The 25,091-nt window shown below is 44.2% G+C and carries 28 protein-coding genes; 1 reads left to right on the forward strand and 27 read right to left on the reverse strand.

The features are described 5' to 3' along the window. Position 1 precedes the first annotated feature (1 nt). The 27 genes from K1J09_RS07500 to K1J09_RS07630 form a co-directional block, all read right to left on the reverse strand. A complete protein-coding gene (locus K1J09_RS07500) occupies positions 2-961 on the reverse strand; it encodes a glycosyltransferase family 2 protein (protein ID WP_125330744.1) in 960 nt (319 codons plus the stop codon). 91 nt (positions 962-1,052) lie between these two features. Beyond that, the gene (locus K1J09_RS07505) at positions 1,053-1,886 is read right to left on the reverse strand and encodes a glycosyltransferase (protein ID WP_185758645.1); all 834 of its coding nucleotides are present in this window, start codon (positions 1,884-1,886) and stop codon (positions 1,053-1,055) included. Between the two features lie 10 nt (positions 1,887-1,896). Beyond that, entirely contained in the window at positions 1,897-2,757 is an 861-nt protein-coding gene (locus tag K1J09_RS07510; RefSeq protein WP_223323731.1) for an NAD-dependent epimerase/dehydratase family protein, read from the reverse strand. Positions 2,758-2,763: 6 nt separating this feature from the next. Beyond that, positions 2,764-3,369, reverse strand: coding sequence for a sugar transferase (locus K1J09_RS07515; RefSeq protein ID WP_125330741.1), 606 nt, complete (start codon positions 3,367-3,369; stop codon positions 2,764-2,766). Between the two features lie 15 nt (positions 3,370-3,384). Continuing rightward, entirely contained in the window at positions 3,385-5,187 is a 1,803-nt protein-coding gene (locus tag K1J09_RS07520; protein WP_223323732.1) for a polysaccharide biosynthesis protein, read from the reverse strand. Between the two features lie 41 nt (positions 5,188-5,228). Continuing rightward, a complete protein-coding gene (locus K1J09_RS07525; RefSeq protein ID WP_002902059.1) occupies positions 5,229-5,927 on the reverse strand; it encodes a polysaccharide biosynthesis tyrosine autokinase in 699 nt (232 codons plus the stop codon). Between the two features lie 10 nt (positions 5,928-5,937). Next, positions 5,938-6,633, reverse strand: coding sequence for a Wzz/FepE/Etk N-terminal domain-containing protein (locus K1J09_RS07530; RefSeq protein WP_002894051.1), 696 nt, complete (start codon positions 6,631-6,633; stop codon positions 5,938-5,940). A gap of 7 nt (positions 6,634-6,640) precedes the next feature. Next, positions 6,641-7,372 carry a capsular polysaccharide biosynthesis protein Cps4B gene (gene cps4B, locus K1J09_RS07535; protein ID WP_223323733.1) on the reverse strand — a complete coding sequence of 244 codons (732 nt, stop codon included), beginning with the start codon at positions 7,370-7,372 and terminating at the stop codon, positions 6,641-6,643. Next, a complete protein-coding gene (gene cpsA / locus K1J09_RS07540) occupies positions 7,369-8,841 on the reverse strand; it encodes an LCP family glycopolymer transferase CpsA (protein WP_438873659.1) in 1,473 nt (490 codons plus the stop codon). The genes cps4B and cpsA overlap by 4 nt, the downstream gene beginning before the upstream one ends. Positions 8,842-9,081: 240 nt before the next feature. Continuing rightward, on the reverse strand, positions 9,082-9,681 hold the full coding sequence (nrdG, locus tag K1J09_RS07545) for an anaerobic ribonucleoside-triphosphate reductase activating protein (RefSeq protein WP_002899261.1): 600 nt from the start codon (positions 9,679-9,681) through the stop codon (positions 9,082-9,084). Continuing rightward, entirely contained in the window at positions 9,678-10,196 is a 519-nt protein-coding gene (locus K1J09_RS07550) for a GNAT family N-acetyltransferase (protein ID WP_223323735.1), read from the reverse strand. The genes nrdG and K1J09_RS07550 overlap by 4 nt, the downstream gene beginning before the upstream one ends. Before the next feature lie 9 nt (positions 10,197-10,205). Then, positions 10,206-10,703 carry a GNAT family N-acetyltransferase gene (locus K1J09_RS07555; protein WP_223323736.1) on the reverse strand — a complete coding sequence of 166 codons (498 nt, stop codon included), beginning with the start codon at positions 10,701-10,703 and terminating at the stop codon, positions 10,206-10,208. A 52-nt stretch (positions 10,704-10,755) separates the two neighbouring features. After that, positions 10,756-10,896, reverse strand: coding sequence for a hypothetical protein (locus tag K1J09_RS07560; protein WP_002894059.1), 141 nt, complete (start codon positions 10,894-10,896; stop codon positions 10,756-10,758). Between the two features lies 1 nt (position 10,897). Continuing rightward, positions 10,898-13,093, reverse strand: coding sequence for an anaerobic ribonucleoside-triphosphate reductase (gene nrdD, locus K1J09_RS07565; protein ID WP_223323737.1), 2,196 nt, complete (start codon positions 13,091-13,093; stop codon positions 10,898-10,900). A 222-nt stretch (positions 13,094-13,315) separates the two neighbouring features. After that, positions 13,316-14,863 (reverse strand): heme transporter CcmD, encoded by a 1,548-nt coding sequence (locus tag K1J09_RS07570; RefSeq protein ID WP_223323738.1) that lies wholly within the window; start codon positions 14,861-14,863, stop codon positions 13,316-13,318. A 38-nt stretch (positions 14,864-14,901) separates the two neighbouring features. Beyond that, positions 14,902-15,045: a hypothetical protein gene (locus tag K1J09_RS07575; protein WP_002905558.1), complete on the reverse strand. Its 144-nt coding sequence runs from the start codon at positions 15,043-15,045 to the stop codon at positions 14,902-14,904. 178 nt (positions 15,046-15,223) lie between these two features. After that, positions 15,224-16,759, reverse strand: coding sequence for a cardiolipin synthase (gene cls, locus K1J09_RS07580; protein ID WP_223323739.1), 1,536 nt, complete (start codon positions 16,757-16,759; stop codon positions 15,224-15,226). 194 nt (positions 16,760-16,953) lie between these two features. Then, on the reverse strand, positions 16,954-17,433 hold the full coding sequence (locus K1J09_RS07585) for an SP_0198 family lipoprotein (RefSeq protein WP_009660193.1): 480 nt from the start codon (positions 17,431-17,433) through the stop codon (positions 16,954-16,956). A gap of 57 nt (positions 17,434-17,490) precedes the next feature. Continuing rightward, complete coding sequence (locus K1J09_RS07590; protein WP_223323740.1) at positions 17,491-18,723, reverse strand: bifunctional folylpolyglutamate synthase/dihydrofolate synthase; 1,233 nt, start codon at positions 18,721-18,723, stop codon at positions 17,491-17,493. Positions 18,724-18,904: 181 nt separating this feature from the next. After that, a complete protein-coding gene (locus tag K1J09_RS07595; RefSeq protein WP_002894073.1) occupies positions 18,905-19,216 on the reverse strand; it encodes a DUF1292 domain-containing protein in 312 nt (103 codons plus the stop codon). Positions 19,217-19,240: 24 nt separating this feature from the next. Beyond that, positions 19,241-19,660, reverse strand: a complete 420-nt coding sequence (ruvX, locus tag K1J09_RS07600) for a Holliday junction resolvase RuvX (protein ID WP_223323741.1) — start codon at positions 19,658-19,660, stop codon at positions 19,241-19,243. Beyond that, positions 19,660-19,926 (reverse strand): IreB family regulatory phosphoprotein, encoded by a 267-nt coding sequence (locus tag K1J09_RS07605; RefSeq protein WP_002894075.1) that lies wholly within the window; start codon positions 19,924-19,926, stop codon positions 19,660-19,662. The genes ruvX and K1J09_RS07605 overlap by 1 nt, the downstream gene beginning before the upstream one ends. 177 nt (positions 19,927-20,103) lie before the next feature. Next, positions 20,104-20,646, reverse strand: coding sequence for a hypothetical protein (locus tag K1J09_RS07610; protein ID WP_009660238.1), 543 nt, complete (start codon positions 20,644-20,646; stop codon positions 20,104-20,106). 105 nt (positions 20,647-20,751) lie between these two features. After that, a complete protein-coding gene (locus K1J09_RS07615) occupies positions 20,752-21,324 on the reverse strand; it encodes an SP0191 family lipoprotein (RefSeq protein WP_009660169.1) in 573 nt (190 codons plus the stop codon). Between the two features lie 135 nt (positions 21,325-21,459). Next, positions 21,460-21,858 carry a transcriptional regulator Spx gene (gene spx / locus K1J09_RS07620; protein WP_002894078.1) on the reverse strand — a complete coding sequence of 133 codons (399 nt, stop codon included), beginning with the start codon at positions 21,856-21,858 and terminating at the stop codon, positions 21,460-21,462. A gap of 85 nt (positions 21,859-21,943) precedes the next feature. Next, positions 21,944-23,092: a recombinase RecA gene (recA, locus tag K1J09_RS07625; protein ID WP_002902034.1), complete on the reverse strand. Its 1,149-nt coding sequence runs from the start codon at positions 23,090-23,092 to the stop codon at positions 21,944-21,946. A gap of 58 nt (positions 23,093-23,150) precedes the next feature. Further along, positions 23,151-24,407, reverse strand: coding sequence for a competence/damage-inducible protein A (locus K1J09_RS07630; protein WP_009660174.1), 1,257 nt, complete (start codon positions 24,405-24,407; stop codon positions 23,151-23,153). A gap of 270 nt (positions 24,408-24,677) precedes the next feature. Here K1J09_RS07630 and K1J09_RS07635 point away from each other — a divergent pair, with 270 nt between their 5' ends. Further along, positions 24,678-25,088 carry a helix-turn-helix domain-containing protein gene (locus K1J09_RS07635; protein WP_009660243.1) on the forward strand — a complete coding sequence of 137 codons (411 nt, stop codon included), beginning with the start codon at positions 24,678-24,680 and terminating at the stop codon, positions 25,086-25,088. Positions 25,089-25,091 lie beyond the last annotated feature (3 nt).

The raw sequence follows: 25,091 nt of genomic DNA on the forward strand, positions 1-25,091 counted from the left end.
CTTACCTCCCAAACTTTTTCAATAATCTCCTAGCAAGTCCATTCAGTGAGTAGGTGTATACCAAATCACTGATGAAATCTTTTATTGTTCGATACTCCCTTATTTGAAACATTAGGCCCAAAGCCCAAAATGGATTTCTAGACTGTAATAATTTCAGTCTAAGATTGGTCAAGGCCAAAGCCCTAGTAACCTGGCGATGATCCGCCTCAGAAATCTGTCGCTCCTCTGCGATTTTTTTCACAGACTCATAGCGACTGATGACCTTCTGTAAATAGTTAATCCTAGATAACCTTGTTTTGTTAAAACTAAGCGACGACGCAGACTGGGTTACATTCGCCTGATGAATGCGATGCTGATCTAGAAGCTGGTCCAAGCAAACAACTTTTCCATACAATGGAGCCAGCATACCAAATAAAACGTCATGATAATCAAATCCAGGATAATCCGTATATTGCTGCTGCAAGATATCAGCCAGTACCGACTTTCTAAAAGCTGTCTGATAACCTGACGGCCATTTTTTCAGAAGCCAAGCTAGATTTCTTTCTTGCCTGTCTCCTGAAACCTTGGGCTCCTTGATGACCTGACCATTTTGATCAATCAAGTAAGACTGGCCATACACCATAGCAGCGTCTGTTTCTAACAGCACTTTCTGCAAGGCAGCTGTTTTATCAGGCAGCCATTTATCATCCTGATCAGCGAAAAAAACAATATCGTGCTCAGCTAAACTCGCTAATTTTATAAAAGTTCGATAATGGCCCAAATTTTCCTGATTTTCAATCAACTGCCAATCAGTCAGTTGGTGCTTGGTGACGTAGTCCTTGATTAGTGCCACTGTCTGATCTGTCGAACAGTCATCACAGATAATGACCTGATCAGGCTTCAGCTTTTGAGTGCGGATAGAGTCTAGTTGCTCCAAAATAAAATCCGCCCCATTATAGGTCGCCATCACGACAGAAATCATTTCTCCCTCCTTCCTAAACTTTTCATCCTATATCCCCCTAACTCCTAGCTTTCTCCCTGTCTAAGCTAGACTGCTCTGTCTGTAAAGAAGATTACTTTCTTCTAAGCAGATACTTATAAATAAACGCTTTTATCCAAATAGGCGTTCCCACAAAAGCGCGAATCATCAACATATTTTGATAATATTGCCCTTGGTTCAACATACCATGTGACAGCAAAAAAGTGTTGACTACTTTCCAGCTGGCAATCTGCTCTGTCTGGCTTCTTCTCGTATGCATGCCGTTTCCGACGCGAGCATAAACCAAGACCCGATTAAGATTGGCGAAACGACAGCCCTGAGCAGCCATTCTCGCCCAAAGATAATAGTCTTCCACTAAAGGCAAGGGCTTGTAATTGCCTGCTTTTAAAACAGATGATTTCTTAAAAAAGACCGTCATGTGACAGAAAGGATTTCTCCGTTGCAACCTTTTTATAATCTCTTCATGGGAAAGCGGCATTTGTTTCTCTGCCACTATTTGATCTGGTTCCGTGTCAAATTCTATGATATTGCCACCCAAAACATCTAACTGCGGATGCTGCTCAATATAGTCCACTTGTTGCTGGAAACGGTCCGGTGTCGCAATGTCATCTGTATCCATTCTAGCAATCCAATCATAAGAGCAAGCCTCAACTCCCCGATGCAAAGCTTCTCCCAATCCGACATTTTCCTTTAAGAGTAGAACTTTCATCTCTGGAAATGTTTCCTTGAAATCTTGAATCGTCTGATAAAGCTCTTCTGTCAGCGACCCATCCTCTACCAGGACAAGCTCATCTGGCTTTCGGCTCTGCTCTATAAGAACGCTATTTAGACTCTTTCTTAAGAAATCCGGATTCTCCCTCTGATAGACAGACATCAATACCGAAAACTTCACTAACAATCCCCCCATTCATCCTAAACTAGTTTCCCTTCTCCGTCTTCTCAATAGACCTCCTAAAATCTGCCACCTGATAAGACTGAGAATAGCTAGACATCTCTTTTTCATAAGTTAAATCTGAAAACAGCTTATTTAGAGTCGAAACATAGCGGGACAATCTTTTTAAAATCCAGTTAAATGCAGGCAGCAAGACTACTCTCTGACCATGAGTCCGTTTTATTTCTTTGACTAGCTGAGAGGTATTGACATAGTCCTGATTTTGAGGATAGAAAACACCGCTGTCTTGATTCTGAACAATCAGTCTGATAAACTCACAAAGGTTATCAATATAAATCATACTACGTTCATTCTGAACCAAAGGGAAGACTGGTAGCTTCTGAGCCAACTTTGACAGTCGCTTATAATTTCCCTTAGTTTGATGACCATAAACCATGGGCGGCCGTAAAACTGCTAATTTGAAATCTTCGCTCTCCAATTCCGCTAGAAGTTGCTCAGCAGCTAGTTTGCTTTTGCCATAAAAAGAATCAGGACTCTCTTGTGTCTCCTTTGTGATAACCCGATCTCCCAAAATTTCGCCATAGACGCTCATGCTGCTCATAAAGATAAACTGTTTGACACCTTCGCGTTTAGCCTTTTGAGCCAATTCATAAGGTAGCTGAGTATTGACTTGATTATATACCGATTCCATCTCTTTTGATGGGTTGGAGATATGGACAATCGCCGCCAAATGCAAAATTACATCAAAAGACGAAAAATCTTTCTCCTTCCAGGTTTCCCCGCGGACGTCTAGCTCATCAACCTGAACATCCTCCCGTGAGGAAACATACTTCTTAAAGCTCCGGCCGATATAGCTACCCTCTCCCGTAATTAATATTCTTTTCATCAGCCTTTAATCTTTCTTTTCCATATTTCCCGTGCCGCCTTCGACAACACCTTCGCTCTTAGCAACACTCTTAATGGTTCCAAAGAAACAGCGGACATCTAATCCAAAAGACAAATGCTGGACGTAGTAGCCGTCCAATTCAGCTTTCTTGGCAATCGGCAACTCATCTCGCCCATGAATCTGAGCCCATCCTGTCAGACCTGGCAAAACATCATTTGCTCCATAGCGGTCTCGCTCTTCAATCAAATCATACTGATTCCAAAGAGCCGGTCTTGGACCTATGATACTCATATCACCCACAAAAATATTCCAAATCTGAGGCAACTCATCCAGAGATGTCTTCCTAAGAAATTTCCCAACCTTTGTAATCCATTGCTCAGGATTTTCAAGTAAATGAGTTGGAGTATCCTTAGGTGTGTCAATTCGCATCGTTCTGAATTTCAAAATATAGAAGTGTTTCTTATGCAGACCGACCCGCTTCTGTTTGAACAAAACTGGTCCTTTTGAATCCAATTTAATAGCAAGTACTAGAAACAGAAAAAATGGTGATAGGACAAACATTCCTAAGAATGACAAGACTATATCTAATGTTCGTTTAAAAAATTTATACATGATTATCCTAAAAACTTATTGCTGTGCAAACTTTACCAGGCTATCCTTGAGGTCATTTGCACCAAGAGTCAGAAGGGAGTCCACATAGGAATCCACCTCTATCTTAGGCAGTGACTGAACATTCCCTACAAAAATCTTTTCATAGACTTGATCATTAACCTTTTCCTTGGCAGACAAGAGCTCCTCATAAAGCTTTTCACCTGGTCGAATGCCTGCTTCCTGAATCTGAATCTCCTCTTCAGTATGGCCGCTGAGCGTAATCATCTTTTTAGCTAGGTCCAAAATTTTCACAGGCTCGCCCATATCCAAGACAAAAACCTCTCCCCCTTGCATCAAGGCCCCAGCCTGAATCACCAAGCGGCTGGCTTCTGGTATCGTCATGAAATAGCGTGTCATTCGAAAGTCCGTCACGGTGATAGGACCTCCCTTGGCAATCTGCTCCTTGAACAAAGGAACCACACTACCTCGGCTGCCCAAAACATTCCCAAAGCGAACAGCTGAGAAAAGAGTCTTTCCTTCTTCATTTAAGCTGGTCACGACCATTTCTGCTACACGCTTAGTTGCCCCCATAACATTAGGCGGGTTGACCGCCTTATCTGTAGAAATCATGACAAATTTCGCGACACCAGCTGCCTTTGCTGCTTCTGCTACATTTCGTGTGCCGTAGATATTGTTTTTGACCGCTTCTGTCGGATTGTACTCCATCAAAGGAACATGCTTGTGAGCTGCTGCATGATACACTCGATCAGGGCGATAGGTTTCCATAATATGGAAAATCCTCTCTCTGTCTTGAATATCTGCAATGATTGGAATCAACTCAATATCATCTTTATAACGGCTTGACAGCTCCTTGTGAATCAAATAAATTGAATTTTCTCCATGACCTAGAAGCAGGAGCCTAGCTGGGCAGAATTGAGCAATCTGACGGCAAAGTTCCGAGCCGATAGACCCACCGGCCCCTGTAACAAGCACTGTCTTGCATTTAATATTGGACTTCAAACTTTGCTGATCCAGCTTAACTTCTTTACGCCCTAACAGATCTGCAATATCAATTTCCTGAAGTTTGCTGACAGATAGTTTCCCCGTAATCACCTGTTCATACTTAGGCATGGCATTGACCTTGACCTCCGTCTGTTGGCAGTACTCTACGATTCGTTCGTAGTCATCCGGAGCCAACGAAGGAATGGCAATGACAATTTGTTCGACTTCATAATTCCCTACAATTTCAGGTATCTGCTCAGTTGTTCCTACAACTTTTACTCCATGAAGATAGGTATTTTGCTTATTCTTATCGTCATCTACAATCGCGACTATCTTCAAATCTTTTGATTTTTGCTGGGCTGTCTTGATAAAAAGACTAGCACCATCCCCTGAACCAACAACAAGGGTCTTCGTCCCATCTACTTTCTTACCCAGTAAGGCTGAAGGGTGCTGCACGAATTCATGAATCTCCCGCCAGGTCAGCCTTGAAGCAATAACCAACAAAAATGATAGCAGCATAGAAAGGACAATATATCTACTGTTTGTGGATTCGTAAAAGATTTTCTCTACAACGTATACAATTGAGTAAGCTCCCAAAATTGAGCCCCCCACTCGAAACATTGTTTTGTAATCTGTATACCTTGTAATGGTAGAAAAGACATTCGACAGTGTTGCAAATGTCAAATACAATACAATAATCCCCATTAAAATAGAGACAAAAGATAAATCCGTTATCCCGACATATTTTGCTAAGAAGAATTTTGAAATCCCCTGACTTATACTGAGCAAAATAATATCAACAATAATTAAGATGACTCTTTTTCTCGCTCTTGTCATGTTCCTAATCTCCCAATTATCCTAAAACTCTTTAATCCCTATTATTTCCCATAATTGCCATAGCTGCCGTATCCCCCATAAGTTCCGTAGGCACCATAGCGTTCCAAATCAATGTTATATTTATTGAGGACAACACCCAAAAAAGAAGTTCCCGTTTGTTCCAACTGCTCTTTAGCCTTCATGACTGCTTTTCGTTTGATATGGCCTGCTTGTGTCACCAAGAAGCTAGCATCGCATTTCTGAGCGATGATAGCCGCATCAATGACCAGACCAATCGGTGAAGTATCCACAATGATATAGTCATAACGAACACGTAAATCAGTCAAAAGCGCATCAAACTGCTTGCTTTGCAAAAGCCCCGTCGGATTAGGTGATACTGGACCAGATAAGATCACATCCAGGTTGTCCAGATCTGTATCGTTGATGACTTCATGCAGGGCAGCCTGTCCTGACAGATAGTCCGTCAGTCCTGATACTTTTCTCTGACTGCTAAACACACCAGACATGACTGAGTTGCGGATATCCGCATCGATCATCAAGGTCTTATGACCAGCTCTGGCAAAGGCGGCCGCGAGATTCACTGAGGTTGTAGACTTTCCTTCATTTGCCGTCACCGAGCTTATTTCGACCATCTTGATATTGGCGCCACTCAGCTGTACATTAGTACTTAGAGCATTGTAGTATTCCTCGGTTAGTTTGACAAGGTTCCTTTTTTTCCTAACTAATTCTAAGGTTGCCATTTTCTCTCCCTTACATTCTGTTCATATCTGGGATAACGCCCAACAGCGTCAAGCCCATGACTTCTTCAATGTCCTCTGGCTTCTTCACCCGATCATCCAGGATTTCGACAGCGATGATAAAGATTGACATCAGGACGCTGCCCCCTAAAAATCCTAAGATAACATTACGCCGAATATTTGGTGAAGAAGGCTCTGCTGGGACTGTTGCTTCTTCCAAAGTTGTCACATCAGAAACTTTTGTCACTTCGATGATTTTCTCAGCGGCGATATTACGAAAGGCATTGGCAATGCGAGCCGCTTCCTCTGGATTGTCATCCTTAACCGTAATCGAAACGATACGAGTATCCGCCGGAACGGAAACGGTGATGTGACGCGTCAGCTCTCTTGGTGACGTTTGCAGTTTCAGCTCACTAATTGCCTGTGATAGAACCGCCTGTGACAGAATGATTTCCTTAAAGTCCTTAACGAGGTAAGACCCTGCCTGCAAGTCCTGATTAGTCAAAGCTGCCTGCGTTTCGTTCTGACGGCTAACCACATAGATGCGTGTGGTGCTCTGATACATTTTCTTAGCAATAAAGACGCTGTAGCCAAAAGCCAGCAAAGAAAAGAGCACCGCTCCCAATACGATGGTGAATTTCTTCAGCCACAGGGCTCTCAGCAAGGACAGAATATCGATTTCTACGATTTGCTTTTCTTGTTTTTCCATTTTTCCCCTAAATCAATTCATTTTTCAATAATAATGCTTGGTTACCGCCAAAGAGGGCCTCTGCCCGGCGGGAACCGTATTTCTTAGCGACGATGTCAAAGGCCTCCTTCATAAAGGGCGGTCTCTGACTTAGATTGTGCATGTCGCTGGCAACAAAGTGGACCAAGTCCTTCTCCAAAAAGAACTGAGCCCGTTTTTTCATAAATTTATGCGAGTCTCCTAGCAGCTTGGGCTTCAGAACACTGGAGCTATTAATCTGAGTATAGCAGCCCATATTAATGAGTTCCTGCACCTTCTTTTCATCATTTTCCAGACAGTGATAACGCTCGATATGAGCCACGACCGGTGTTAGACCTAAGCGCAGAATCTGAGCCAAGCCTTTATGGATATCCTTATAGGGCGTCGCCATGCTAAACTCAATCAACACATAGCGTGTGCCAGCTAGACTGGGGAAAATTCCCTTTTCCAACTTATCCGCCACATCGCTGGTGTAGTAAACCTCTGCCCCATAGAGAACCGTCAAGTCAGGCCCTACAAGCTCTGCCAATTCTTTCACCATTTTAAAGTTAGCGCTTATGGTCTCTTCAGGCGTTTCAAACATGCCCTTTCTGCGATGAGAGGTAGAAATGATGGTCCGAACTCCCTGTCGATAACTTTCTTCCAGCAGTTTTTTGGAATCCTCAAAGGTCTTAGGACCATCGTCCACATCAAAGATAATATGAGAATGGATATCAATCATGGTGTTTTCCCTTCCATTACCTGCTGAATCGCTGCCTTAGCATTATCAAGGCTTTCCGGTTGGATTTCCATCATGTAGAGATTGGAATCTGGCATAGCATAGGATGGTAGATCCATACGACCGTTTCCGCTGATGGCTTGTGACTGAACTTGATAGCTTCCACCTGACTCCAGCTGGGTATTGACCAGATTCATAAGAACAGGCAGCTCCATATTGGTCTGGATAGAATCTTGCAAGCCGGAAATAATCTCGTTGTAGTTCTTCAAAGCACTGGTTGAAGTCAGCTTTTTAATGACTGCTTCGATAACTTTTTCTTGATTTTTTCCGCGGTCATTGTCGCCCCCCTGAAGAGAGTAACGTTCGCGAACAAAGCCTAGTGCCTGATCTGAGTTCATATGGACTTTCCCTACTGGGAAATGATGATTGCCGTGTCGGCTAGTAAATTCTTGGTCATTTTCAACATCAATCCCACCCAGCAGGTCTACCAGCTTGAGGAAAGAAGAGAAATTCAGACGAACATAGTAGTCAATGCGAATACCGTAAAGATTTTCCAGCGTGTGGACAGAAGCATCTACCCCGTAAATCCCTGCATGGGTCAGCTTGTCCATCTGTCCAGCTCCTCCATCTGCAATCGCCACATAAGAATCACGAGGAGTTGTAGTCAAGAGGACTTTCTTGGTCTTGCGATTGACCGTCATGATGATATTGACATCTGAGCGTGAGACAGATGAGATAGAGCCATAAGTATCGATACCGCTGACATAGATATTAAAGACATCCGCATTGGCATCATCGCTGCGCTTGCCGGTCTCTACCTGACGGGTAATTTTATAAGTATAGATTTTCTTTATCTTTGAAGCATAGTCAGCATCGTGAGAAGCCAGCATATCTCCAAATGAGCTGTTGAGGGCAATGGCCTCGGTCTCTTGATTGATGAGGGCCTTGTAGGCTGCGATATAAGACGAGCTATTTTCTACAGTGAGTTCTGTCTTTTTAGTCTTCTTGATGTGAGCCAGAAGAGCCGTTACATTGTCCTTGTCTCCATTTTCAGTCGGAGCCGTCAGCTTCTTCAGCTGAGTCACATCTGATTTGTCGCTGTCCGCCCGGACATAAACGGCCATTTCAATTTCAGAGTAATTTGAGGTGGAGTTCACACCTCTAGATAAGTCCATCAGCTCCTTGACCCCGTACATAGCTCCTGAGGATACCAGCAAAGTCACAAGCAAAAGCACCATGGTCAGGACTTTGAACTTATTTTTCCATACAAAGAAGGCTGCCAGTAAAATAACAGCCGCCAAAAGAGCAGACAAAATAAGGTTCAGGTGATGAAACGCCAGAACATTATTTTTAAATATAGAAAAAACAAGCAAACCTGAAACCAAGCTTACCAATGTCAGTAAAGCTGCATTAAAGAGCCTCAGCTTCTTCCCCTTTTTAGAAGCAGGCACATTTCTCCTATGTTGATTCATAATTCTCCCTTTTTCTCCCCTGAGATATAAATACATTTTATTATATCATAAATGCATTATGATACACTAAAATATTTAAAAATATTTTAGTTTTTTCCAAAATTTGTTGACAAAAAAGGACAGTCTGTATTAATTTTCGGTAAATTCTTTCTTTCTTCTCGAAAAACCGATATTTTATACTGTTTTTGACAACAGAAAAAAGAGGCAAAACCTCTTTTATACCAGCATTTTACTTATTTTTTAAAGCATCTTATCCCTGTCAACTTGCTCATAGGCCTGGAGGCCATCATTCAGCTTATCCCAGATGACTACCTGGCCTGACTGAAGGGATTTCTGCACATCAATGATGCGCTGATTAGAAGAACCACGGAACTGCAGCATGAGATTCTTCTTGGTAAGGTCAAAACGGCCGTCCACTAGAATGTCAATCAAACTCAGCAGCTCCAGCTTATCCTCCGTTTCCAGCATCATCTCCTCCCAGGTGTAGCCAGTCCAGGACCAGATATCCTTGTCCGGAAGCTCTCTCCGAATCCGCTTGACCAAGGGCAGGAGAATACCTGTATTGAGAAAAGGCTCGCCGCCTAGGAGAGTCAGTCCCTGCACATAAGGCTCCGCCAAGTCTTTCATTATCTGCTCCTCCAACTCTTGGGTATAGGGAATACCAGCGTTGAAGGACCAGGTTGCTGCATTATAGCAGCCCTCACAGTGAAACATACAGCCACTGACATAGAGGGAGTTACGGACACCTTCACCATCCACAAAGTTAAAGGCCTTATAGTCAATGATTCGCCCCTTACTCAGCTCCTCACTTTTCCATTCTTGAGGTTTGGGATTATTCATGACACCTCCCCATCTAGCTCTATCCAGTAACGCTGACTTCTATCGATTGTATTTTCGTAAACACCGCCAGCAGAGAGAATGGTGCGACGACTGGCTTCGTTGTCTTCATCGCAGGTAATCAGTACTCGTTCCAGTCCTTGCTTTCGAGCCGCTGCTAGTCCTAATCTCAACTGCTCCTTCCCATATCCTTTGCCTCGTTGGCTGGGCCGGATAGAATAGCCAATGTGGCCACCCTCTACAAATAATTTGTCATTCAAGGATAGGCGCAGAGCTAAAAATCCTAGAGGCAGGACAGTCTCATCAAAGGATAAAAATTGAATGGCAGGAACCCAACCTGCTGGCAGCGTGGTAGCATCCTCCTGCCGTTCTACAATTTTCAACCAATCCTCATAATCCTTTGCTCGCTTCCAAGTGGAGCCCATGCCACCGTGCATATAGGATTTTGCAGCATCAAACTCCGCAATCATCTCTAATATCGCTTCTTTATCTTCCAAAGTTGGTCGTCTTAGCTCCATGCTCCCTCCTTAATCGACATCAATCCAATAACGCTCTTTCCCGCCTCGAATATCCTCTAAAGCTCCGCCATTAGCCAGAATCACTGACCGACTGGCAGCATTATCACAATCGCAAGTCACTAGGACTCGTTTTATATTTTTACTTTTGGCTACTTGCAAGCCTTGTCGCAGCTGCTCTTTTGCCAATCCTTTCCCACGCGCAGAGGGACGAATACTGTAACCGATATGCCCGCCTTCTTGGAGCAAATAGTCATTGAGCCGCAAGCGCAGATTGAGAAAGCCCACAGCCCGACCATCCGCAGCAAAAGAGATTAGTTGGATGTAAGGCACAAAACCTTGCGGCAAGCCTAGACCTGCCTCAGCTAGCTGAATCGTCTCCAGCCAGTCCTCATAAACAAAATCTGCTCCACCAAAGAAGCCGTCCTGTCGGCTACCAGCCGCTTCAAAGTCAGCCAGCATCTCTAAAATCTTTTCCTTGTCTTCTAGTTTCGGTCGTCTTAGCTCCATAGTGCCTCCTGATACGAAGAGAGTGAGACCGCCTTGCGCCCCACTCTGACTTCTATTGTTTCTTGTTCTTTTCTAAAAATTGCTGACGTAGTTTGGCTAATCGTTCTTTTTTGCCGCTGCCTCCCTGCGAATGTTTTTCATGGAAACGCTGCACCTGAGCCTTTCCTTTGTCGTCCAATTGATACTTTCCCATCTTAATTTCCTTCGTACTTAATAGTCGAGCCATTCATGTGCTTAACCCGAGCTGATATTTCCTTGTGACGGCCATTGACCATTGGGCGGGCTTGCGGATTTCCTAAGTAGCCGCAGGTCCGCTTGACCACATCGACCGTCTTGGGATCGCTGTTGCCGCAGTTTGGACAGGTGAAGCCCCGCTCGGTCGGCGTAAAATCTCCCTCAAAGTTACACTTGTAACAGCGGTCAATCGGTGTATTTGTACCTAAGTAACCAACTCGGTCATAGGCATAGTCCCAGACAGCTTCCAGTGCCTTTGGATTTTGCTGAAGAACAGGATATTCACAGTAATGGATAAAGCCGCCTGAAGCACCCACTTCAGGATAAATCTTCTCAAAGTCCAGCTTTTCAAAAGGAGTTGGATTCTTGCGCACATCGTAGTGGAAGGAGTTAGTATAGTATTCCTTGTCAGTAATATCTGGAACGACGCCAAACTTCTCTGTATCCAAACGGCAGAAGCGGTCGGTCAGGCTTTCAGATGGAGTTGAGTAGACAGAGAAATGATAGTCATACTGATCTGACCACTCTTGCACCCGGCGCTTCATATCTTTGACAATGGCAACTGTAAAGTCCTTGGCTTCAGGATTGGTCTCCCAGTCGCCGCCGTAAAAGACTGCTGCCACTTCATACAGACCGATATAGCCTAGGGAAACCGTTGCACGACGGTGAGTAAAGAGCTGGTCTACCTGATCATACTTGCCCAGACGTTGGCCAAAAGCCCCATACTGATAAAGAATCGGCGCATTGGCTGGACTGGCTTCCTTGGTCCGCTCCACTCGGTAGACCAAAGCGTCCTCAGCGATATTCATCCGCTCATTAAAGAGTTCCCAGAATTTATCTAAATCCCCCTCAGATTCAAGCGCAATCCGCGGCAGATTGACAGTAACGACACCTAGATTCATACGGCCGGAGTTGACTTCCTGACCATTTTCATCCTTCCAGCCTTGTAGGAAAGAACGGCAGCCCATCGGCACCTTGAAAGAACCAGTCAAGTCGATAATCTTGTCATAGGAAAGGACATCTGGATACATACGCTTAGTGGCACACTCCAGAGCCAGTTCTTTGATGTCGTAGTTAGGCGTTCCCGGCTCAAGATTAAGCCCGCGCTTAAGGGTGAAAATCAGCTTAGGGAAAATTGCTGTGCGGTGCTCGCTTCCCAGTCCCTTGATACGGATATTGAGAATAGCCTTCTGAATTTCCCGCTCAAAACGATTGGTCCCCAGACCAAAGCCCAGCGAAGTAAAAGGAGTCTGACCGTTAGAAGTAAAGAGAGTATTAATCTCATACTCCAGCGACTGCATGGCATCGTAGATATCCTTCTTGGTCTTCGCCCAGGCGTACTCTTCCCGCTTATCCGGCAAAACCCACTGCTCTGCATCCTTGAGATGCTTTTGATAATTAAGCTCAGCATAGGGCGCCAAGACTTCATCAATCCGGTCGGCCGAACAACCGCCATACTGGCTGGAAGCTACATTGGCAATGATTTGCGAGATCTGCGCTGTCGCAGTCTGAATAGACTTGGGACTCTCTACTTCTGCATTGCCAATCTTGAAGCCATTTTTCAGCATGCCGTCAAAGTCAATCAGACAGCAGTTCGTCATCGGTGTATAAGGGCTGTAGTCCAAATCATGGTAGTGGATGTCCCCCTTCTGGTGGGCATTGGCCACATGAGGCGGCAACATCTTAAGCCCAATGGACTTGCCAACAATCCCAGCTGTCAAATCCCGCTGGGTATTGAAAACATCACTGTCCTTATTGGCATTCTCATTGACTACCGTGCGGTCTTTATTGAGGAGCTTGTCGATGGTAAAGTTGATATCAGTCGCTTTTGAGCGCTCAAAATCCCGTTGGGTGCGGTAAGTGATGTAGTTCTCTGCAATGGCATATTCCTTGGCATTCAAAAGCTCATGCTCAACAATGTTCTGAATCTCATAGATTTTGACATACTTAGCGAAGCGACTGCTGATTTCTGCCACAATGCGGTCTGTGATAGCTTCTAGCTTGGCTTCCAGCATTGGATTCAGCGGACCGACTTCCTGAGCTGCCCGCACCATAGCCTTATAGATCTTTGACACATCAAAAGCCACTCTACGGCCATCCCGCTTCTCCACATAAATCGCTGGAGCAATTTCAAACTTCTCTTCCCTTAAAATCATCACGAACACTTCCTTTTCTCTGCCCTTAGGACAAATCAAGTCTCTTTAAACCTATCACTTGCGAAGAAATTTCCAAGAAATCTCCGACAGCAGTTCATCCAAAGAACAGTATTTTATAAATAAGTCGATACAAGACTCATTATAGCACGTTAAAATTAAAAATCAATATGTTGTGGCAAAAAAGTTATTTTTTCTTTTTATACACAACATATTGATTTTTTACTACTTAAGTTGATAAAGCTTGAAATGGTCAAGTTTGAGGTCAGCTTCCTTATAATTTTTGGAAATTAGCTGTTTCACATCTGACAGCAGTTTGACATCATTGTTAACCAAAATATACTTGGGCTGACTGTTTTCAAGTCCATTCTGAAGACCCAAACGATTTTCAGCCGTTCCCACATACAAAGTTGGAGACAAGAGAGAGACAGCTGATAGGCGGCCGCTCTTTTGATACAGACTAGCCGAGGTATCCCAAGCATAGATGGTATCCCCATCCTTGGTCTTTTCCTTAATATACTGAGCCGCCTCGCTTCTTTCAGCAGAGACACCGCTGGAAAGGATATACTCATTCACCAAAGGATAGCCAATCAGATAAAAGATGGCTAAGAGTGGCAGAAAGAACTGGCCTGAGAGATAAGAAGTCCACATCGTAGGGCGACGACGATCCCGACGATGACGCCCTGGTTCCTGCTGCTTGCCTTTATTGAACCACAAAGCAAAAAGAATCATGGCAAAAGGCAGGGCAGGAAGCAGTTGATAACTGCCCTGATCTGGCAGGATAAAAGCCGCAAAGACAGTAATGAAGAGCCCTAGCAGACCGATAAAGCGCAAGACGCGCAGGCTGGTTGCTTGTCCCTTTTCTCTTGAAAAGAGATTGACACCCAAAGCGGAAATAAAACCTAGACCGACTGTCAGCAAGCCATAATAAATCAAATTAGAAAGACTATGACTGCCAATCAAGCTGATGGAATCCCAAGCATAGGTCACCTGACTGATAGCCTGGCCAAAGGTTTGATTGGCAACAGTAAAGTAGCCGATAGGATAAAAAATCACTGAGAAGCCAAAGAGACCGGCTAAAAGCTGATAGAAGCCTCGAGCCGCACGCTTGGCTGCGATATTGTAGACCAAAAGCACCAGAGCAGTCAAAGAATAGAAGACTAGGCTGGAAACCGGATCAATCATAAAAGCAAGAGCTCCGAAAGCTCCATATAGAATGAACTTTTCATCCTTGATTGAATCCTGCAAATAGCGCACCAAAAAAGATAGATTCCAAAAAATAAAGGGCAGAACAAAAATACTAGAGTAAAGACCGCCAAATCCAAGGGCAAAGACTAGCAGGTAAAAGAGCAGCAAGAGACTGCGTGATAGGTCCTGTTTAGGTTGTAAGAGCACCAAGGTCTTGTGCAGGAAAAGTCCAGCCAGCCACAGAGCCAGCGTCTGAAAGACCATCCACAAAAGCTGGCCAAAAGCCAGACTGCTGGTCCAAGCCATCAGATAGTAAAGCAGACCACTAGTCCCATATATTTGCGAATAAGGCACTTGCCCCTGAGTCATGGCCCAGCCGGCATAGAGATTCTGACTTTGTAAATTCGTTGCTAGGTTGGTCAAAAAAGGATTGACCACACTCAGCAGGCTGATAGCCAAACTACACAAGAGCGTCAAAAAATAGGGCGTCGGCTCTGGCTTGGTAATTTTTTGCTCAGACCTTTCAGCCCTAGTCAGCTGCTCTTCTGAAACTTCTAAAACTTTTTCTTCCGTTGTATCATGCATATAAAATATTCTCCTTGATATCAGTCCCATCTAGTATATCAAATTCCTGTCCTCCTGTCAGCTTTCTCTTGACCCTTCTTCTGAGCATTATAGCTTCTAGCCAGCTCCTCCAGTTCCCGAAAACAGCGATATTCTCTCGTTTCATAAGCAAGCGGCTGACTGGAAATTTTCTCCATTATCATCTTAAAAAATTCCTTTATTTTTTACATTCGTAAAAACAGAGCAAAAATCCGTCCCCATATAAAAGCAAAAATAACAAGAACACATCTCAGCACAAACCGCAAAAGCACATACAAAAAAATCTGAGACTTCCGCCTCAGATTTTCTGTATATTTCTGCAGAACTTACCCTCCTCCGGCATTAGAGCATAGGTGCAAAGAGCTGCATGATTTCTTTGATAAGGCGACGATACCAGCTGCTATCAAGATTTTCAGGAAGAATTTCCTCAGAAGCCTCAAAAATGGCTTCAAAATCTTCCTTGATAGCTGGGATACTCTCCGTATGGTACATCAGAACTGCATTTTCATAGTGGTGCACCAGACTGCGGTAGTCAAAGTTAATCGTCCCTACCACAGCAAATTCATCATCGGCCACCACGTTCTTACTATGGATAAACCCTGGCGTGTACTCAAAGATCTTAACACCTGCTTCCATCAGATCCGGATAGGCTCCACGGGTAACAATCTGAATCAGCTTCTTGTCCGGAATGAAAGGAGTCACGATGCGGACATCCACTCCCCGCATAGCAGCATTCTTAATATCCTCCGTCAGGTCATAGTCAATAATCAGATAAGGCGTGGTAATGTAGACATAGTCCGTAGCCTGACTGATGATATTTTGATAGACCGTTTTGCCAACCTGAACCTTATAAATAGGCTTAGGCCCGCTGCCATAGGGAACGTAAAGCCCTTTGCCTTCGACAGCTTTATTTTCCAGATGGTACTTGTCAAAGTCTGTAATTTCCCCACGATTGATATACCAGTTCATGAGAAAGAGCCGCGTCAGAGCCTTGACTGCCCGACCTTCCAAGCGGACACCGCCATCTTTCCAGTGGCCAAAACGGACGATATGATTGATATACTCGTCAGCCAGATTGATGCCGCCAGTATAGCCAACCTGACCGTCAATGACCAAAATCTTGCGGTGGTCACGATTGTTATAGGATACCGTCATTCGCGGAATCACCTTGTTAAATTTATAAGCCTCGATGCCCATCTTGCGCAGCTTACGCGTATAATCGCCCGGCAAAGTAGCCATGCAGCCAATATCATCATAGAGCAGTTTAACTTCAACGCCTTGCGCAGCTTTTTCGACCAAGATTTCCAGAACACTGTCCCACATCAGCCCTTCATCAATGATATAAAACTCCAGAAAAATGAATTTCTCAGCAGCCCGCAGGTCAGCCAGCATGGCCTCAAACATCTCCTCACCGATGGGAAAATAGCGAGAAGCTGTACCGTCATAGACATCCGCATTATTGTCCATACTCAGCAGTGATTTGATAATACCGTAGGCTGACTTGTTTTCCTTTTTCAGCTGAACACGGAGTTCATAGCTATTGTCCTCTCGAAATTTCATAGAGTCCATATTTTCCAGCTGAATCATTTCTTTTTTAGACAGTCGTCGCTCGCCAAACATCAGATAGAGCAGGAAACCAAAGACCGGCACCACGGCAATCAAAAGCCAGGTCACCTTACTCTCGGGCGGCATATTGCGGTTGACAATCGCTAAAATGGTCCCAATATACAGGAAGACAATCATCGCCACTGACAGCCAGTTGGGTGCAATTTCATTAAAATAGAAAAACGCAACAAAGACAAAGACCAGCTCCAATAGCATAATAATGATGCTGAAACCGTATTTTGACATTAATAAGCGGAATTTCCTGAAAGTCATACACTCTCCTATCTCATTGCATATATTCTAGTATAGCAGTAAAAGCTCCTTAAAACAACGTTTATATCAATGCAAACTGTATTTCTGGTGGATGAAAATCCAAGCACAGCTTTTGAATACCACTATCCTCAAAATTTCAATACAAGATTACAACTGATAAAAGGAAAAGCCCTATTCAAGACAGGGCTCTTTCATCATTGTTTCGTAAAGACCAGTGTGTCATCATCATAAGGTTCTTGGGAAAGATCCTCAATTGTCAGCTGATTGCCCTCAATGCGATAGCGCTTGACATCATCTCCGATGATCATGGTCTGGTTGGTAGCATCAATCTGAACCTGTTCAATTTCCTGCTCACCATCCGACTCGACCTTGGTCAGCTGGCCAGTAGTTCCTGAAATCTGCAAGGTCAGCTGATCGCCTTCATGGCTTGTCTGATAGCTGCCATCCAGCTCGCCATTGGCTACTTGCTCGGAAGAGGATGCAGAAGCAGATGAGCTGCTATTGGCCGCACTAGACGTGCTAGCTACTGACGAAGACTCTGCTGGCTTGCTGGAAGCGACTGACTGAGACTGAGAGGAAGGTGCCGTCTGGTTCTGATTAGAACCGCAAGCTGCCAAGGCTAAAACAGCCGCAGCAGTTAAACCTGAAATCATTAACTTTTTAGAAATTGCCATAGTGTTCTCCTTTTTCTTCTGTCTTTATTGTACCAAAGCAGGACTCCGGCGGTAAATTTATAAACTTGTCAAATAAGCTCTGACTTCTGCAATAAAATAAAGAGAACCCGTAATGAAAAGCAGCTGATTAGCGTTTTGCCTCTCCTGAAAATTCTGAATAAGCTGCCGATAATCCTCTATGTAGAAGAAGCCTTCCGCTTCAGCTTGACCAAGGGAATCTCCATCAGAAAAGGAAGTAACCGTCAACTGAACATCTGGCAGAGCCTCTCGCAGATAAGCCAGCATAGTGCTGTAGTCCTTACGCTTGAGAGCACCAAAAAGAAGCAAGCACTCTTTATCTTTCTGGCTCTGGATAAACTCCACTAACCTCTCCAGTGCAGGAAGATTATGGGCCCCATCAAGATAAATACCTGGACTAGCTTCTTCCAATCGCCCTGCCCAGCGAGTCTCCTGCAAGGCTGTCCGAATCCTAGCAGAATCTATTTCCCACCCCTGCTGCTGCATGAAGAGCAGGAAAACCTGCAGGGCCAGCGCCGCATTTTCCTCCTGATAACCTCCCTTGAGGCCCAGCTCAAGATTGGATAGGGTCATGGTCGAATTGGAAAAAGTCTGATTTGCCAGAGAAAAATCGCGACCATACTGATAGAGTTCTATTCCCAGCTCCTGAGCTCGCTGCGCACAAACCAATCGTGCCTCCTCTGGCAGCGGTCCGATGACCGCTGGCCGCCCCGGCTTGAAAATCCCAGCCTTTTGCTCTGCTATCGCCGTCAAGCTCCTTCCCAGAGTCTCCTGATGATCCAAGCCCACAGAGCTGATGACTGCAATATCTCCCGTAATGACATTAGTCGTGTCCAAGAATCCGCCAATCCCTACCTCAATCAAGGCTATGTCCACTTCCTGCTCCTTGAAATAGAGAAAGGCAATCAAGGTCAGAATTTCAAAATAGGACAGCTGGTCATGACTTTTGAGCAGTTCTTGCTCCATCTTTTGCACCTCTTGACCCAGACGGATAAAATCAGCTGGAGCAATCGGTTGACCGTTGATACAAATCCGATCATAAATACTAATCATGTGTGGTGAGGTAAAACTCCCTGTCTTGCGACCATGCCCCGCAAACAGCTGACGCATGAAAGCAATAGTAGAGCCTTTGCCATTTGTACCAGTTACATGAATCGTTGGAAAACTCTGCTCAGGATTTCCAAAAAGAGCTACAGCCCGCTGCATCCGCCCTAGACCCGAACGAAAGTTTAGACCAATTCGGCTGTTCAGCCATTCTTCAATTTCATTCATTTTCTTACCCAAAAAAGAGCAGCGAAGCAGAATTCAAATCTGAATTGCAACTCGCTCCTCTTTCTAATGTTTATGATATGAGATGGAAAATAGCCCAGCCTTGGCTACTTCCTTCATCTGTCAAGTTCAGCTAGCATCTCGCCTGCGCTTGTCCATTTCTGGAAGCGAGGCTAGCCCAGTCTTACTCCTCCATAAAGCTGTTGAAGACTTCTTCAATCATATCCCATTCAGCATCTGAGTCCTCTGGGATTGGCTGCAGGTCGCCTTCTGTGCCATCTTCATTTTCGGTAAAGGAATAAGCTTGAATCTCTACCTCACCGTTCTCATCTTCTTCCGCATTAGCCGGAATCAAAAGAACATAATTCTTGCCAAACTCTTCCTTACCATCAATGGTCAAAAGAATTTCAAATAAAGTCTCGTTCCCTTGCTCGTCAACCAAGGTAATTAATTCACGCTCTTCATGCTCGTGGTCATGGTTATGATCATGTGTCATACTAGTGTCTCCTTCATTTCTTTTCTAAAAATCTCGATCCAGATAATTCTGCAAAATCAGCTGCGCCGCCAGCTTATCAATAACTTTCTTGCGCTTGCTGCGGCTAATGTCCGCCTGCTCCACCAGCATGCGCTCAGCAGCCACCGTCGTCAGACGCTCATCCTGATAGTCAACCGGCAGACCAAACAGCTCAGAAACCCGCTGGCCATAAGCCTGACTGGCCTCCACTCGAGGCCCGCTGGTATTGTTCATGTTCTTAGGTAGGCCAATAACAAACTTATCAACCTTATACTCTTTCACCAGCTCACCCAAGCGCTCTAGGCCGAATTCGCCCTTTTCTTCATGGATCGGAATAATCTCCAGTCCTTGAGCCGTAAAACCAAGAGGATCACTAATGGCAACCCCAACCGTTTTCGAGCCCACATCTAATCCCATAATTCTCATTAGAGATCGACGCCTTGTCCTTTCAAATAATAACGAACCAACTCCTCAACAATCTCATCGCGCTCGTATTTGCGGATTTGATTGCGGGCATTGTTATAGCGAGGTACGTACGCAGGATCGCCACTGAGTACGTATCCCACGATTTGATTGATTGGATTGTATCCTTTTTCATTGAGCGACTTGTAGACATCGGTCAAAGTCTCGCTAATTTCCTTTTTATTTGAATCATCGAGATTAAAACGTACTGTTTCATCTGTAAATCCCACAATTACACCCTCTTTCTTTAGAATATCCCTATTATAGCATAATTATAGGCTTTTCACAAATTTAATTCACCTGAATTTCCCTAATTTTTCAATAAGCTTTAGCTAATATTTATTCGAAGTCTGACTCTGAAATCCAGCAAAAATCCAGCTCTCTTCAGAGAACTGGATGGAAACTTCCTAATTTGAAGACGGCACTTCCACACCGTCGCTTCCCTTAAACTTGTTAAGCAATTCTTCCGGACTCAGGGTCTCGATTTGCTCAAACAGCTGCGCGTAGTTTGGAAGCTTTTTGGCTGCTTCGTAGTCTAGATTCTCAGGATCGATAGTCATCTCCAGAGAAATCTCTTCCGCTGTCATATCTGTTTTCAAGTCAAGACCGGTTATATTCACTGCTTCTTTCAGACCAAGCGCTTCCTCGATCAAAGACAGCATTTCTTTCTTTACGGTGGAAACATCCTGTTTTGACAGAGCTTCCTTGATATTGTCAGGAATAGCCTTGCTGACATGCAGGATAACCTTATCATACTTCTGTCCGCTGTAGCTGACGGTTAAGATCCTAGTTTCTTTTCCATGTTCTAATTGCTTCTCAGTTTTATAGGACTTAGTGACAATATCTCCTTTTCCAGCCCCTCCCTGTGAGGATGAACTGCTATTTGACTGCTGACTGCAAGCCGTTAAGATTGCCAAAGCTGTCAGCAAAAAGACAATTAATTTTCTCATGTCTTATCTCCTTCAATATTGAGCTGATTTTATCATATCATTATAAAAACGGCGCTGTCAAACTGATTGTCACTCTGTCATTAAAATGTAATAAAAAAGAGCAGCTTATTTCTGCTCTTCTGCTCCATTCATCAGGAGATTGTTGATGTATTCTTCTGGCGTCAGCTTAATCATTTCTTTGAACTTGAGATTTTGAAAATAAGGCATAGCCGCTGCTTTTTCGATATCCAAACTCTCAAAGTCATAGGTAGAAGTCATTTTCAGCTCGTTCTCATTCAAAATTGTCACTGAGCCGCTAAAACCTTGAAGTCCACGAGCCTGCACATAGTCTGCATCCTGCTCCAGTGACTCATTGAGCGACTTCTGCGCTTCCTCCAGCCCCATCTGCTTGATGGCTTCTTTCATCTCATCATCAGTCGCAGTCAGCCTTTCAATAACCAAGCGTTTAAAATGCTCTCCCTGATAAGTTACTGTCTGACTCTGCTGGTTTCCTCGTTCATCCTTTGGAAAAACAAGCGTCCGAGTAATCACTTCCTGCTGCTTGGCATTATCAATGATAGGCAGATTATTGCTGATTTCTTTCTTGTCAGCCGCATTCGAATTCGTCTCTGTCTTTTTATGTCCACAGCCTGCTAACAGTGCCACACTCAATCCCAGTCCTACTAAAATTTTCTTCATCTTCCATCCTCCTCAGAGATATTGTATCACAGTTCTGCTCCTTGTCAATCCATCCAGTCGCCAAAGACTGCTATCAACCTGAACAAAAAGAAGAGCCGAGATTCTCTTCCCGACTCTTTCAGTTATATTCAAAGTTTAAAGAGCTGCTCGCAGACGAGCTTCTGCATTTTCAACATTGCGAACAGAACGTGGCAGAAAAGCACGGATATCATCTTCTTTGTAACCAACTTGGAGACGTTTATCATCCACTAAAATGGGACTTTTCAAAATACGTGGGGTCTCCATGATGATGTCAAGAACTTCGTTGACACTTAATTCCTCAATGTCAACACCCAAACCTTTAGCATAGCGGTTTTTTGATGAAACAATGCTCGCGATACCATTTTCTGTTTTGGTTAAAATATCCAGAAGTTCCTCTTTGGTGATGCCTTCTTTGCCTAAATTTTGTTCTTTATAAGTTAATTGATGAGCGTTTAGCCAGGTTTTTGCTTTTTTACAACTAGTACAACTTGAGACAGTATAGATTGTGATCATGTAAGTACTCCTTTCGCTACACGATACTAATATCGTAGTCTATTATATCACAAAAACCATCGGTCTTGCGACCTATTTTGCAAAATTACTCTTCAATTTCGATGGCATCGTCCAAATCCAGAGTCACTTCTTCCATCGTTTCCACAGGGCTGTCAGCCTTGTTGCCAACCGCTTCTGCCAAGTCATCGCCTTCAATCAAACCATAACGTACACGAACCTGGCGGTCAATTTCGTCAAAGACTTCTGGATGATCAGCCAAGTACTTCTTAGCATTTTCAGAACCTTGACCGATTTTTTCATCATTGTAGGAGTACCAAGCACCAGCTTTTTTGATGATGTCTAAATCAGTCGCAATCTTAATCAGCTCACCTGTCTTGGAAATACCTTCGCCGTACATGATTTCCACGAAGGCTTCTTTGAATGGCGGAGCTACCTTATTTTTAACAACCTTAATCTTGGTTTCTTTACCAACATTGGTATCCTTCTCATCACCAGTTCCCTTGATTTGAGTATTACCACGGACATCCAGACGGACAGAAGCATAGAACTTCAGTGCACGGCCACCTGGTGTTGTTTCAGGATTACCAAACATAACGCCAACTTTTTCGCGCAGCTGGTTAATGAAAATCGCAATCGTCTTCGTTTTGTTGATAGAAGCAGACAGTTTACGCATAGCCTGGCTCATCATCCGAGCCTGCAAGCCGACATGGCTGTCACCGATATCGCCATCGATTTCTGCACGTGGTACCAGGGCTGCAACTGAGTCTACAACCACCAAGTCCACCGCACCTGAGTCAATCAGCTTGCCGGCAATTTCCAATCCCTGTTCCCCAGAGTCAGGTTGAGACAGCAGCAACTCATCAATATTAACACCTAGAGCAGCCGCGTATGACGGATCCAAAGCATGCTCAGCATCGATAAAGGCTGCGATACCACCTTCTTTTTGCGCTTGAGCAACAGCGTGAAGCGCAACGGTTGTCTTACCAGAAGACTCCGGACCATAGATTTCAATAATCCGTCCCTTAGGGTAACCACCAGCACCAAGGGCAATATCCAAGGCCAAAGAGCCAGAACTCATAACTTGAACCTTTTGCTCTGCCCGCTCGCCAAGACGCATAATAGCTCCCTTACCAAAGTCCTTTTCAATGTTTTTAAGAGCATTATCCAAGGCTTTTTGGCGCTCATCGCCGAATTTCTTTGAGATTTCGTCTAATTTTTTTTGTTTCTTTGCCATTTATTTCTCCTGTTTTTTCTAAAATGTCTTTTGGCCATCTTGGTCATTATACCAAAAATCAGCTATTTAATAAAGTTTTTCGTACTAGGTTGAAGGCGTGCAGAACAGCAATTTTCCGCACATCACGCCGACTTCGTCCAGCAATATTGACCTTAATAGTTTCTGTTCCTGAAGCACTTGCTAAGCCGATAAAAACGGTCCCTGCTGGATGGCCTTCCAGTGAATCTGGACCAGCCACACCTGTCAGACTGACAGCTAGGTCACTTTCGGTCAGCTTTCTAGCCTGCTCTGCCATTTTCCCAGCCGTAAAAGCGGAAACGACACCGTGCTTCTCCAGGTCTCCCAACGGAATATCCAGCATCCGGCTCTTTTCCTCCATGCTGTAGGTGACAAAGCCACCTGAAAAAATGGAAGAGGCTCCAGCAAAATCAGCCAAGGTCGCCTGAAAGAGCCCTGCTGTCAGACTCTCCGCCGCCGAAATCGTCTTTCCTTGACTCTTGAGCAAATCAAAAGCCACCTGTGCCAAGGAATTGTCATCCCCGTAACCATAGAAAATCTCTGACAGTGACTGTCCCTCAAAAGTCTTATGGGACAAAATTTCCTTTTCCACAGCCTCAAACTTAGTGTCGGCTTCTGCCTGACTCAGAGCCTTGGTAGACAGTCGTAGGGTAACTTCTCCTGTCTTTGCATAAGGAGCAATGGTGGGGTCACTCTGCTGCTCAATCATCTCTGACAAAATAGTCACTAGCTGACTCTCGCCGATACCAAAGAAGCGCAGCACCCGTGAATACAATTTCTGGCCTGTGGATAAGAGGGGAACCAGCTCGTTATTGACCATGGGCTTGAGCTCACTAGGCGGGCCAGGCAGGACTACATAGGTCACTCCGTCTGCTTCTAACAATCCTCCGACAGCTAAACCAGTCGCATTTGGTAAAGGAGCCGAGCCTTCAACCAGCTGGGCCTGACGCTCATTATTGGGAGTTCGAGCATAATCTGGCCGGCTGGCAAAAAAGCAATCCAGCTTTTCCACAGCCTGTGAGTCAAAATTGAGCTCACGTCCTAAGAACTTAGCCAAGGTCTGCTTGGTCAAATCATCCTCTGTTGGCCCCAAGCCTCCTGTTAGGATAATCAGATTACTACGCCCTTGAGCAATTTCCAAAACAGAGAGGAGACGATTTTCATTGTCCCCCACTGCTGTTTGAAAATAAACATCAATCCCTAGACTCGCCAGTTTTTCAGATAAAAATTGGGCATTGGTATTGACAATCTGACCTGTCAGAATCTCGGTGCCCACAGCAATAATTTCTGCTTTCATAGAACCTCCTATCTTACTATTCGGAATTGGCTTTATTTTATCACAAAAAATCTTAAAAAAGTTGATTTTCATTTCAAGAAATAAAAAGAGCTGTCAAGCTCCTTGACAAACTTGTCAACATGCTGTGAAAAACTTTTAAAAAGGACTGGTGTTATGCAGAATAACTAGATTGTTAGGGAAATGCTATTGGCAAATGGTTTCATTATTTTTATAATAAAGATGAAAAAATAAAATCATCTAAATAATTTTATTTGAAGAAAGGAGATCATCATGAAAATTTCACAAGTTCTCAAAGATATTCGTCAACAAAATCAACTCACTCAGGAGGCTTTGGCGGAAAGACTCAAGGTTTCCCGCTCCGCCATTGCCCGCTGGGAAAGTGAAAAAGGGATCCCTGATATTGGAAATCTCATCGCTATCAGTCGGGAGTTCGATATCAGTCTGGACACACTCATCAAGGAGGATGAGCGCTTGGAGAAAAAAGTCATCGAAGACAGTAAGGCCAAGAAATGGCATTATTTAGTCATCCTCTACCTTTTTTCCATCTTGGTTTATATTGGTGTCTTTGCTTACTTGCACCATATCTTTATGGCTGGCTTCCTCATCTCCACCCTCTTTATGCTCTTCTATGAACTACGCATCTTTATCAAGGAAAAGATTTGGATGCAGAAGGATAACTAAACG

Origin of the sequence: Streptococcus sanguinis (assembly GCF_019928825.1) — a bacterium.
GTDB lineage: Bacteria > Bacillota > Bacilli > Lactobacillales > Streptococcaceae > Streptococcus > Streptococcus sanguinis_L.